This is a genomic window from Rhodococcus sp. HNM0563 (assembly GCF_012726195.1).
Lineage (GTDB): Bacteria > Actinomycetota > Actinomycetes > Mycobacteriales > Mycobacteriaceae > Rhodococcus.
Genome location: NZ_JAASAF010000006.1, coordinates 288,415 through 300,850 on the forward strand (window position 1 = coordinate 288,415; position 12,436 = coordinate 300,850).

A 12,436-nucleotide genomic window follows, 5' to 3' on the forward strand; every position below is an offset into this window, starting at 1 on the left:
CCGACGAAGCAAATACTTCTGCTCTTCACCCCAGCGCATCGTTCTACATGAGATATGTGATCTTGTACACCCTCCGTGCACTACTTACAGTTGGCCGCCTGTGGTGCAGGTGCAGGTCACAGAACGAACGTCGCGGTTTATCGGCGGGAACGCTCCAGTTTCACGTGAAACACGCGGTCCTTCAGCGACCACTCTGCGTGTAGGGCGACGCGCCGTCTTCGACGGAGAGTCGACGTGGACGTTCGGTGATCGCAGTGGTACTCGGTGCCTGGATTTCGGCAAGCAAGGACGAGGGGAAGTAGACCGACGCGGTCACACCGGAATTGGTGTCCGAGTCGAACGTGGGACGGAGCCGGACGTTCATGCCGTTGCGCGCGGCGAGACGACCCACTACGAACAGGCCCATCTGCCGGGGAGCGTTGACGTCGGCCTCGGCGCCATCGGAGAGACGGCTGTTGATCTGATCGAGTGCAGCGCGCGGGATACCGATTCCGACATCGGCGATCTCGAGGAGAAGTCCGCCGCCTTCTGCAGAGGCGAACTCGAGGCGGACCGGGCTGTTGGGAGGTGATGCCCGCAGCGCGTTGTCGACGAGCTCGGCGATCAGGTGCACGACGTCGTCGATGGCGCTTCCGAGGAGATATCCGTGCGGGGTGCGTCCGATGTGGACCCGCTGGTAGTTCTCGACCTGGGAGACCGCGCCCCGCAACACGTCGGCGAGCGGCGCCGGGGATGTGCGGGTACGAGGCCGGGTGCCCGCGAGCACGAGCAACGACTCGCCGGTGCGACGCATGCGCGCCGCAAGATGGTCGAGCGAGAACAGGCTTTGCAGGCGGCCGGGGTCCTTCTCCTGGTATTCGAGTGACTCGATGAGCGAGAGCTGCTGTTCGACAAGAGTCTTGTTTCGTCGTGCGAGGGTTTCGAACATGACGTTCACCTGCTGTCGCAGGTGTGCTTGCTCGCCTGCGAGCCGCAGAGCTTCGTTCTTCATCGAATCCACAGCTCGCGACACCTGGCCGATCTCCTCGGTGGTCTCGATGCCGATCGGTGCGAGGCGGACGCTCTCGACGTCGGCGCCGTCCTTCACTGCGGCGATTGCGTTGGGGAGTTCGGTTTCGGCAGCGGCCAGGGTTTCCTTGCGGAGCCGGCGGAGTGGGAGGCCCAGAGATCGCGCGACGAGCAAGGCGAGACCGAGGGCGATCACGAGCATCGTGCCGATCAGGATCGAGTCGCGGATGGCATCGGATCGGGCGTTGGAGGTGAGACGGTCGAGTGTCGTCGTGATCTGATCGCTGGCATGGACGATGCTGTCGGCGTACGGCGCAGAAGCCGCCACCATCGAACCGCGTAGTTGCTCACCGAATTGGCGGGTGGGTGTGTAGTTCTGGATCAGCGCACGGCGTGCTGCGATGTCGTCGAGCATTTCTTCGATCTGGCCGGTATCGAGCCGCGAGTCGAGGAGCAGCCGTAGAGTCGACTCCTCGTTGTCGATGGCCTTCAGTGCAGCGGCCTGTGCCGCTTCGGGATCGGTTGCAAGCATGCTGAGCGTTTCCATCTGGCTGAGCAGATTGAGCTGTGCGTCCCACACAGTGATCAGGTTGGAGGCGTCGACGAGTGCGTCGTTGTCTTCGAGAAGGTCGAAGATGTCCCGGAAGATGTTCTTGCATCTGACCAGGAAATCGGTGGTGCGTCGCTCGCGTTCGTCCGCCGACATGCCCGAGTTCATCACGCCGTCGTGAAGAATTGCACCGTCGGTGAGGAGTGCGTCGAGTTCTTTGTGGATGGCTGGGCCGAGTCCGCTCTCGTCTGCCGTGTCGACCACCTGTCGCATCGTTGTGGTGACGTCTTCCGAGCTGGCCAGCGTCGGTGGGATTCCGAGGCTGGTCACGGTCACCATGCTCACGAGTGCAGTCGAGTATTCGAGCAGTGCCGGTGCGACGGCAATCTGGTCGGAGAGGGCGTCGTACCGGCTCGACTCCTCGAGCTGAGTGCTGATGCGGAGACCGCCGAGCAGCATCGCTGCGAGGAGGGGCACGGCGACGACGACACCGAGTTTGTATCTCAGCCGCCAGTTGCCGAGCTGGAAGATACTGCTGCGGCGGAGTTTCACGCTCGGTTTTCCTTCCACACAGGGCTATTTCGGCGCGTGAGAAAGTGCGCTGGAATACGTTCTACCCCTCGATGGTGGTCTTATACAAATCTCCACCCAAAGTTAGAGTAAAATCCCGAAGCGTGATCTGCCTGTTGTGAAGGGTGTCAACCGTCCGGTGCAGGGAAAACGTGTATTCGACGTCAGCTTTGCGAATGCCGCGGCTTTACGAACGGGAATGCGAGTGATTCGCGGATACTCCCACCGAGGATCAACATCACGATCCGGTCGACGCCCATACCGAGACCACCCGTCGGCGGCATCGCGTACTCGAGTGCGTGCAGGAAATCGTCGTCGAGCTCCATCGCTTCCTCGTCGCCGCCCGCGGCGAGAAGCGACTGCTCGGTGAGCCGCGCCCGCTGATCGATCGGATCGGTCAGTTCGCTGTAGGCGGTGCCGAGTTCGACACCCCATGCGACCAGGTCCCACTTCGCCGCGACACCACGTTTGCGGGGGTGCGGTCTGGTCAGCGGTGAGACGGACGTGGGGAAGTCGGTGTAGAACGTGGGAAATTCGGTACGGGATTCAACGAGGTGCTCGTAGAGTTCTTGCGCCGTGGCACCCGCATCCCAGGCCGGGTCGTAGGCGATCGAGTGCTCGTCGCACATCCGGCGCAGGACCTCGACCGGAGTTTCGGCGTCGACGAACGTGCCCAGGGCCTCGGACAACGCGTCGTGGAAGGTCTTGATCGGCCACTCACCCGAAATGTCGATCTCCACCGGCGTGCCGTGGTCGTCGCGGCGAACGATCATCTCGCGTCCGTGCGCGGCGACCGCCGCCCGCTGGATCAGGGTGCGGGCGAGTGTGAGCATTTTTTCGTAGTCGCTGTGCGCCTCGTACGCCTCGAGGATCGTGAATTCCGGATTATGCTTGAAATCTGTACCTTCGTTGCGGAATACGCGTCCGATCTCGAACACTTTCTCCATTCCGGCCACGCACAGGCGTTTGAGATACAACTCGGGTGCGATCCGCAGATACAGGTCGGTGTCGTAGGCGTTGATGTGCGTGGTGAACGGCGCGGCATTGGCCCCGCCGTGTACGGACTGCAGGATCGGTGTCTCGACCTCGAGATACCCGACGTCCTGAAGTTGGTCGCGCAGGGACCGCACCACGGCACTGCGGGCAGCCAGTAGCCGCTGTGCGTTGCGGTCGATCGCCAGATCCACGTACCGCTGGCGAACTTTCGCGTCCGGATCGACAAGACCGCGCCACTTGTCGGGCAGCGGATGCAGACACTTACCGTTGATTCGCCACGAGTCGGCCAGCAGGGAGACCTCCCCGGTGCGACTGCGACCCATCTCGCCGGAGACTTCAACGAGATCGCCGAGGTCGAACAGGAATTGGCGGCCACCGACACGTTCGCGATCGACAAGGATCTGGACATCACCGGACCAGTCACGCACGACGGCGAACAGGACTCCACCGAAATCGCGGATCCGTAATATCCGGCCGGCTACCTGGACCGGCCCCCCGCGGATCGTCTCGCGGGCTTCGGCAACGGTATGGGTCGGTGCGTCGGCGACCGGATACGGGTCGACGCCGTACTCGACGATCCTCTCCAACGTATTCATCCGTACGCTGTCCTGCTCAGGGCCTCGGCGATTACCGCCGGAGTGTGCCGATCGCGGTGGGGCAGAGTCGGCCTCCGAGGCACTTCCGTCGTCGGGCACCGCATCGGGATCGACCGGCAGCATCGAATGGGTACCGGTGTGCTTCAAAAGTTTCCGGCGACCGAAACTGGGCACCGTGAGAAAGCCCTCGGCAACCGACGAAGCCAGTGCGATACGCGGAATCTCGCGGTTGTCGCGAAAACAGAGGAAACGCGGCACCCATTCGGGGTGGTACTTGACATTGGATCGGTAGAGAGCTTCGAGTTGCCACCACCGGGAGAAGAACAGCAGGATCGATCGCCACAACCGCATGATCGGCCCCGCCCCGATGCGAGAGCCCTCTTCGAACGCGGAGCGGAAGACCGCGAAGTTCAGTGAAATCCGGTCGATTCCGAAAAGCGATGCGTGGGTGGCGAGCTCGGTGACCATGAACTCGACGACACCGTTCGGTGCCGCCGGGTCACGACGCATCAGATCGAGCGACACGCTGTTTTCACCCCAGGGCGCGAGTGACAGCATCGCGACCGGTGTGCCGTCGACGATCGCCTCGACGAGAAGACAGTTCGCGTCGAGTGGATCGCCCAGCCGGCCGAGTGCCATCGAGAATCCGCGTTCGGTGTCGGTGTCGCGCCAGGCGTCGGCGAGCCGGATCACATTGGCCATCTCGCCGGTGCCGACATCGAAGTGTCGTCGAATCCGTACGGACACACCGTGCTTGCGCGCCCGGTTGACGGCCTGTCGCACCGGCTTCATGTCGTGGCCGGTGAGGGAGAATCCCTGTGTGTGCAATACCGCCTCGTCGCCGAGCTGCAGGACCGACAGTCCGGCACGGTGATACGCCCGGGCGCCCTCTTCGCTCGCGCCCATCACGGCAGGTGTCCATCCGTACGCGCGGGCAAGGCCCAGCCATTCGTCGATCGCGTGCGGCCACGCCTCGGGATCACCCACCGGATCGCCCGAGGCAAGGCACACACCGATCTCGACGCGATAGGTGACGGCAGCCTTACCACTCGGTGCGAACACCACCGCCTTGTCGCGCCGCGTCGCGAAGTAGCCGAGCGAGTCGTCGCCATGCTGATCGAGCAGTCGCCGGATTGCGGATTCGTCTGTCCCGGTGAGCGCATTCGACGAGCGTTGGGATCGGAACAGGACGAACAGTGCGGCAAGCAACGCGAGTGCGCCGAGGAACCCGAGGGTGGTGCTGACGAGCCAGTGCGTGTGCCCGCTGAACTGGTCGTTGTCGATGAAGGTCAGGGCGGTGACGCGATTGACTGCCCACCACAAGCGGTCCTCGGGAGGCAGAGTTCCGGGAAATAGTTCGACGAGCCCCCAGCCGATCAATGTCGCGGTGACGAGTCCTCCCACGAGGACCACCAGCGACCACGGAATCGACCCCGGCCGCACGCGCGTGTTGAACTCGCCGAACGAGAGCAGCAGCACGCCCACGAGCAGCAGGTGCACGATCAGCGCCGCGAGGTGATTCGGATCGCGGTCCACGATCGCGAGCATCAGATTCGTGAGCGCGAAACCGCCGAGGTAGATCGTGAGAATCCACCAGGCGATGCGCTTGCGCCCCGCGATCGCGGCGGCGAGCACCGCGACGACGAGCGCGAACGACAGACTCGTATCGGGGGCGTCGAAGTAGTACTCGTCGACGTACTCGCGCGGCGTGTGAAGCCAGACGCGCAATGTGGGCGACAGCGACCACAACGCGACCACGCCCGCATACACGGCGAGCGCCACTCCGAAGAAGTGTGGAACCGCCGTCATGCGGGCGTGGAAGCGTGTGGGCGCTGTGGGAGACGGAACCGTCACCGGGGACGGTGGATCCGGCCTCGCGGTGAGATCCGCAGACATGTCCCGACCGTATCGTTGTCGGGCCTCCGTTGCGAACGGTACGCGCTAGGACACTGCCTTCGTGTCGGTCTCGGCCGCGGTATCGGGCTCGCTACGCGACAGTGCGCTGGGCCACCAGACCTTGCGGCCGATGTCGATCGTCAGTGCCGGAACCACCAGCGACCGCACCAGAAGCGCATCGAGCAGTACGCCGAACGCGACGATGAACGCAAGTTGCGCAAGGAACAGCAACGGAATCACCGCCAGCGCCGAGAACGTGGCGGCAAGCACGATTCCCGCCGACGTGATCACCCCGCCGGTGACCGTGAGCGCACGGAGCGTGCCGGTGCGCGTGCCCACCTTCTTCGTTTCCTCGCGCACCCGGGTCATGAGGAAGATGTTGTAGTCGACGCCGAGCGCAACGAGGAACACGAATGCGAAGAGCGGCACCACCGGATCCGCGCCGGGGAAGCCGAACACGTGGTTGAACAGCAGCGACGACACACCGAGCGTGGCCGCGAACGACACGATGACGGTGAGCATCAGCAGAATCGGTGCGACGATCGCCCGCAGCAGCACGATGAGCACCAGCAGCACCACGAGTGCGACGACCGGGATGATCAGTGTGCGGTCGCGGGTAGCGGTGTCCTTGGTGTCGAGGTCCACCGCGGTGGGCCCGCCGACGAGGGCGTCGGAGCCCGGCACCGCGTGCACGGCGTCGCGGATGCGTTCGACTGTCGCCTCTGCCTCGAGCGAGTCGGCCGGGTCGGTCAGGGTGGCCTGCAGGGCGATCTGCCCGTCGACCACGGTCGGTGCACCGTCCGGCCCGACGACAGGTTCGACGGTGGTGACGCCGTCGATCCGCGCGGCGTCGGTCACTGCGTCGCGTGATGGTTCGTTTGCGATGATCACGGTCGGCGAACCGCTGCCTGCGTCGAAGTGCTCGCCGAGGATCTGCTGTCCGGACTTGGAATCGGTCTGCAGGAGGAACAGATCGGACGAGGCCACACCGGCAGCCTTGAATTGCGGCAGCAGCAGCGCGAAGGCGACGAGTACGAGACTGCACACGATCCAGATGGGTCGCGGTTTCGATCCCACCCACTGGGCGATTCGGTTCCAGAAGCGGTGCGCCTGTTCGAGGTTGTCGCTGTCGAAATTCGGTTCGTACCGCGGACGGGTGGGCCAGAAGGCGACTCGCCCGAGTAGGACGAGGGCGGCGGGCAGGAATGTCACGGAGGCGACGAACGACGCGGCAATACCGATCGCGGCGACCGGTCCGAGACCGCGGTTGGAGTTCAGATCGGACAGCAGCAAGCAGAGCACACCAAGGATGACGGTGCCCGCCGATGCTGCGATGGGTTCGAGCGAGGCGCGCCACGCTGTGCGCATGGCAGCGTACTTGTCTTCCTGGATGCGCAATTCTTCTCTGAAGCGGGCGACGAGCAGCAACGCATAGTCGGTGGCTGCACCGAATACCAGGATGAACATGATGCCCTGGCTCTGCCCGTTGAGCGCGATCGTGCCTGCGTCGGCGAGCAGGTAGACGAGCGCACTGGCGAGCGCGAGTGCGAACACGGCCGAGATGATGACGACGAACGGAAGAATCGGGCTGCGGTAGACGACGATCAGGATGAGCAGCACCACACCGCCCGCGACGAGCAGCAGCAGTCCGTCGATCCCGGCGAACGCAGCCGAGAGATCGGCCGCCTGACCCGCGGGTCCGGTCACGTGGACGGTCAGGCCTTGCGGTGCGCTTTCGAGCGCGGTACGCAGCTCTTCGACGGCGTCCTTGACCTCGACGTTGCTGTCGATCGGGACGATCATCTGCACTGCCTGCCCGTCCTCGGAGGGAATGGGCGGCGGTCCCGCCGATTCCGTGGTGAGGAAGGCGATGTCGTCCTGGGTGATCCCGCCGTCGCGCTCGGCGACGACAATCGCCGGAATAGCGTCGCTGTCGCGGAACTCGGCGTAGATCTCGTCGGCGCGGGTCGATTCCGCCGAGGCGGGCAGGAAGGAACTCGCGTCGGTCGAGGCGACTTCGCTGAGTTTGCCTGCGAACGGCCCGCCGCCGCCAGCGATTCCGAGCCATACCAGAAGGAGCACGGCGGGTATGAGCCATCGCAGACGAGAACGGTGGGGTTTCGATGTCGTCGTGGTGCTCAAGAGCTCCTCCTGGTCGGGCCGGCACGGAACGTGCAGGCACCATGTTGCCTCGAGTGTGTCGGTCGCTCAGGATTCGGAGTAACAGGCCACCCGGATGGGCGCACACCAGCGTGGGAGGGTTTCGTCGGTGAGCGCGTCTGATCAGGCGGTGGCTGCTCCTGCAGAGTTACTGATCGACCGGATGACGCCGACGAGGCGTTTCGTCTGCTCGGGTGCGAACAGCTGGGTCGGCCCCTGCGGCGCGGTATCGGTGAACGGCGCTTCGAACAGCAGCTTCGGATCCATTTCTCCGTGCCGGGTGAGGTGACTGATCACAAGGTTGACGAAGTCGATCTGGCTGGACGAGGCGGTCCGCTCACCGAGGAACTCCGCGAAAGCTTCCTGCACGGCCTGCTGGTCGAGCCCGACCAGGGAGCGGATGAATCGCCCGAGCCCCTGTGCGTTTGCGATGGCCCGTTCCATGTCTTCGGAGTCGCCGGCGCCGCTGCGCGCCAGAAGCTCTTCGAGGGACTCCAAGTCGGCCGGGGTCAGCGACTTGCCGGAGCGCAGCTTCTGCAGGGCCAGGTTGTGGGGCTGGCGACGCAGATAGTCGCGCACTTTCGCGGTGTAGCGCTCGACATCGGTACCGGACCGCATCTCCGGCATATTCCTTTCGACGACCTCGCCGCGGGTATCGGTGAAGTCGGTGTAGACGATGGCCCGCTTCTTCTTCTCCAGCAGCCCGACGACCGATCGCAGTTCCCGCCTCGCGTGTTCGAGCATTTCCGGGGTGACGTCCTGCCACCATTCGTCGCTCGCGACCTCGCGGAGCAATTCTTCCTTGGCCTTGACCTTCGGGATCGTCAGCCCTTCCTCGAGCAGCCCGTCGGCGACACCGCGGATGGTGCCCTCGTGTTTCGGAAGGGTGCCGTCGTCGATGATGACAGCGAGCTGACCACGCAGGACGACGAGATCGAACCGCTTGGCCATCTCGTCGCTGTCGCGCACGGTGGTCGGCAGCCCGGCGAGACTCTCGACGATCTCGGCGGCCTGCTGCTCTGTCACTGAGTCCCAGGCGGCGCGGTCGGCGTACTTCTCGACTTCACGACGGCGAGTGCGGACGATGAAGTTGTCGAGCCGCATACCGGCAACCTGGGTGTGCAGTGTGTCCGCAGTTGCTTTGCGCAGCTCGGCTGCCACTCCGGAACGGTCCAGTGCCGCCACGAGTTCGGTGCGTACGGTGAACAGCCGCTGCGACAGCGAGGGCGAGAGCGCGCCCTCGGAGGCGTCCGGGTGCTGATCGAAGTAGTCGAAGTTGCCGCACACGTCGAAGATGAAGAAGTCGGTCTTGTCCTGGCCGGGGCCGTACAGGTCGGGTCGCAGCCGGGTGCCGCGGCCGACCATCTGCCAGAACTTCGACTTCGACCGCACGGGTTTGAAGAACACCAGGTTCACGACTTCGGGGACGTCGATGCCGGTGTCGAGCATGTCGACGGAGATCGCGATATGTGGTTCCTGGTCGGGCTGCGAGAACTTGTCGATGAGATCCTGACCGTAGGTCACCGAGTGAGTGATGACGCGCGCGAAGGAGCCCTTGAATTCGGGGTAGTTGGCGTCGAACCGATCCGCGATGAACTGGGCGTGCCGCTCGTTCTTCGCGAAGACGATGGTCTTGCCGAGTCTGTCGCCTCCCGCGACGCGGTGCCCGTGCGTCATGACCGTTTCGAGGACCTTGTCTACGGTGTCGATGTTGAACAGCCACTTGTTGACGGCCTCGGCCTGGACGACGTCGGGGATCTCGTCGTCGGGGACGTCGTCGCCCCAGTCGATGCCCTCGTAGCGTTTCTTCTCCTCGTCGCTGAGGTCGGCATAGCGGATTCCGTGCAGCGGGAACGTGAGTGGCACCGTCACCGCGCGCGGCGGGACGAGGAACCTGTCGTTGATTGCCTGATCGAGCGAGTAATCGTCGGTGGGGACGCCGGTTTCGAGCTGGAACAACTGATAGGTGTTGTAGTCCACCTCGTCCTTGGGGGTGGCAGTGAGTCCGAGCAGCAGTGAGTCGAAGTAGCCGAAGATGTGCCGGTACTTCTGGTACACCGAACGATGCGCCTCGTCGATGACGATGAGGTCGAAGTATCCTGGACCGAATCGTCTTGTACCACTATCAGTTTCGTCGATGAGGCCCATCATGGTCGGATAGGTGGAGACGTAGACGCGACCCTCGGTGTTCTTGTCGGTCAGCAGGTTCACCGGCGAGGAATCGGGTAGATGCGTTTTGAACGCGCCGACTGCCTGTTTGACGAGGGCCTTGCGGTCGGCGAGGAACAGCACCCGCTTCACCCAATTGGCGCGCATCAGCATGTCGGCGAGTGCGACGACGGTGCGGGTCTTTCCGGATCCGGTGGCCATGACCAGCAACGCGGCCCGCTGGTTCTCGTGCTCGAACCGTTCGATGACCGAGCGGATTGCCTTCTCCTGATACGGCCGGCCTGCGATCTCCTGCGGTACCGGGATATCGGCCAGCGGCCTGATCGAGGCTCGTCGCGCGACGAGAAGTTCGAGTTCGTCGCGGGTGTGGAACCCGGCCACCTGCCGCACCGGATAGCGCAGGTCGTCCCAGAAGTGGTGTTCGAAACCGTTGGTGTAATAGATGACCGGGCGGTGCCCCGTCATCTGTTCGAGGCAGTCGGCGTACAGCTTCGCCTGCTGCTTCCCGGCGAACGGATCCACGGACGTCCGTTTCGCCTCCACCACGGCAAGCGGGCGCCCGTCGGCGCTCCACAGCACGTAGTCGGCGAATCCGCTCTTGCCGTCGGGCATTCCGGTGACCGGGTACTCGCGGTCCCGCGGCTGGTCGAGCAGCCACCCGGATTCGTGGAGCATCAGGTCGACGAGGTCGCGGCGGGTCTGTGCCTCGTCGTAGTCGTGGGTGTCGGGGGCGACGGCACTGGCCTGGTGTGCCGCCTCGATCTGGGCGCGCAACTCCGCGATGAGTTGCTCGAGGCTCGCCTTCTCCAGGTCGGCTGTTTCGGCGGCCTCGTCGCGGGCCTTGACCTGCGCGATCAGGTCCTGCTTCTCGGCTTCGGACTGTTCGAGCTTTGCGTCCTTGTCGGCCAACTCCGCTTCGAGTTTTCCGAGCTGTGCCACGGTCTTCGCCACCACGGCGCCCCCGCCGGGCTTGGGCAGCCGCGCAGGGTCGAACTGTTGCTGCGGCGACGGCTTGCTCGACGGCTGCGTCGCGTAGCTGCGGGCCAGCCAGGACAGGATGTGGAACAGTTCCGCGAGCGCCTTCGTGCCTGCGTCCTTCGGGACGGGTCTGGTCTCGTGGACGGCCGTGTTGCCGAGCCGGCGGATGAGGTCCATCTTCGCGACGAGGGAGTGCCCGACGAGGGCGACGAACTTGCCGTCGTGCAGTCGGGCCGCGAGGTCGGTCTTGTACGGCTCGGGCAGGTTCTGGGTGCGGTAGATCCATTTGACCGTGTGCTCGACGACGCGGCGGGCGTAGAAGCAGGTGGTGCGGGGGTCGAAGAGTGCGTCGCGTTCGGCCTTCTTGGCCTCGGCGTGCAGCTGCGGCCATTCGGCCTGCAGGAAGTCGAAGTTCCCCACCATGGACCGTGGTCCTCTCTTCGCTCGTGTGCGCGCCCGCGCAGTGACGTGTCGTTCTGTGCTCGATCTTGGCACAAGCATCCGAGTTGTTCGGAGCCGACGAACACTACTGACGGGGTCCGACACGACCGGCCGGGGCCGAATACCGGCAACCTTCAATATTGCCGTCGCGCATTAAAGGTTGAGATACTAAGTTTTGATTGTATCGGGCAGAATGAAGGGATTCGCACCTTGCTGCGCGTGCCGCGTCCGCAGAGCGCGACATCCGAATTGGCGCAGGACGAGGACATCCGCGGGTTCAGTGACCAGGCGCGCCTCGTGGCCAACAACACCTCGGTTCTCCGGCGTGCGTCGAGCAGCTTGGTCGACACCGACGTCGTTACCGTGGATGACGTGGTCATGCTGCACGCAGCGACGAACGGCATCATGGCATCCGGCACGTCCAGAACTGGATCGGGGACTCGAATTGGCATCCGCTCGAAGCGGATTTCGCCCCCCATCGCCTGAGGATGTCGGACCGCTGATGACCGACCTCGTCGACTATCTCAACGGATCCCTGCACGGACCGCTGATACAAGCCGGGATCGTGCACGCCCAGTTCGAAACGATTCATCCGTTCACCGATGGCAACGGTAGGGTCGGTCGCGCTTTGATCCACACCGTACTTGCCCGGCGCGGTCTGGCCCCGGAGGCGGTGCTCCCGATCAGTCTCGTGCTGTCGACTCTCAGCGCCCGCTACGTCGACGGGTTGAGCGCCTACCGGTACGTCGGCAGCCCTGTCGACCCCGGCGCCCTCGCTGGTGTGAACGACTGGCTTTCGACGTTCATCGAGGCCGCTGTGGTCGCGTCGGAGCATGCGCAACGCCTGGTGCAGGACATCGACGAACTGGAGTTCGAGTGGGCTGGTCGTCTTGCGGGCCACCGAGAGGCGCAAGGCCTTCGAGGGGAACCCCGCGCGCACTGTGCAACGCATCCTCGGGGTGTCGTTCCCCGCAGCGCGAGCCGCGCTCGAGGAACTCGCGGACGCCGGAGTCCTGTCCCGCAAGAGCGTCGAACGCGGCACCACAGGGTACGTCGCACGTGACGTGCTCGA

6 protein-coding genes are annotated in these 12,436 nt (G+C 64.3%); 2 read left to right on the forward strand and 4 right to left on the reverse strand.

Annotated features, from left to right (window positions below; genetic code table 11):
• Positions 1 to 181 precede the first annotated feature (181 nt).
• The 4 genes from HCA61_RS15990 to HCA61_RS16005 all read right to left on the reverse strand — a co-directional run bounded on the left by HCA61_RS15990 (position 182) and on the right by HCA61_RS16005 (position 11,346).
• Complete coding sequence (locus tag HCA61_RS15990) at positions 182 to 2,110, reverse strand: ATP-binding protein (protein ID WP_346777568.1); 1,929 nt, start codon at positions 2,108 to 2,110, stop codon at positions 182 to 184.
• Between the two features lie 182 nt (positions 2,111 to 2,292).
• Positions 2,293 to 5,574 carry a bifunctional lysylphosphatidylglycerol synthetase/lysine--tRNA ligase LysX gene (lysX, locus tag HCA61_RS15995; protein WP_346777578.1) on the reverse strand — a complete coding sequence of 1,094 codons (3,282 nt, stop codon included), beginning with the start codon at positions 5,572 to 5,574 and terminating at the stop codon, positions 2,293 to 2,295.
• A gap of 87 nt (positions 5,575 to 5,661) precedes the next feature.
• Positions 5,662 to 7,758, reverse strand: a complete 2,097-nt coding sequence (locus HCA61_RS16000; RefSeq protein ID WP_169689161.1) for an efflux RND transporter permease subunit — start codon at positions 7,756 to 7,758, stop codon at positions 5,662 to 5,664.
• A 141-nt stretch (positions 7,759 to 7,899) separates the two neighbouring features.
• A complete protein-coding gene (locus tag HCA61_RS16005; RefSeq protein ID WP_169689162.1) occupies positions 7,900 to 11,346 on the reverse strand; it encodes a DEAD/DEAH box helicase family protein in 3,447 nt (1,148 codons plus the stop codon).
• Positions 11,347 to 11,574: 228 nt separating this feature from the next.
• Here HCA61_RS16005 and HCA61_RS26010 point away from each other — a divergent pair, with 228 nt between their 5' ends.
• Both HCA61_RS26010 and HCA61_RS26015 read left to right on the forward strand, forming a co-directional pair.
• Positions 11,575 to 11,850 (forward strand): hypothetical protein, encoded by a 276-nt coding sequence (locus HCA61_RS26010; protein ID WP_206040161.1) that lies wholly within the window; start codon positions 11,575 to 11,577, stop codon positions 11,848 to 11,850.
• 16 nt (positions 11,851 to 11,866) lie between these two features.
• Positions 11,867 to 12,427, forward strand: a complete 561-nt coding sequence (locus tag HCA61_RS26015) for a Fic family protein (RefSeq protein ID WP_240959609.1) — start codon at positions 11,867 to 11,869, stop codon at positions 12,425 to 12,427.
• Positions 12,428 to 12,436 lie beyond the last annotated feature (9 nt).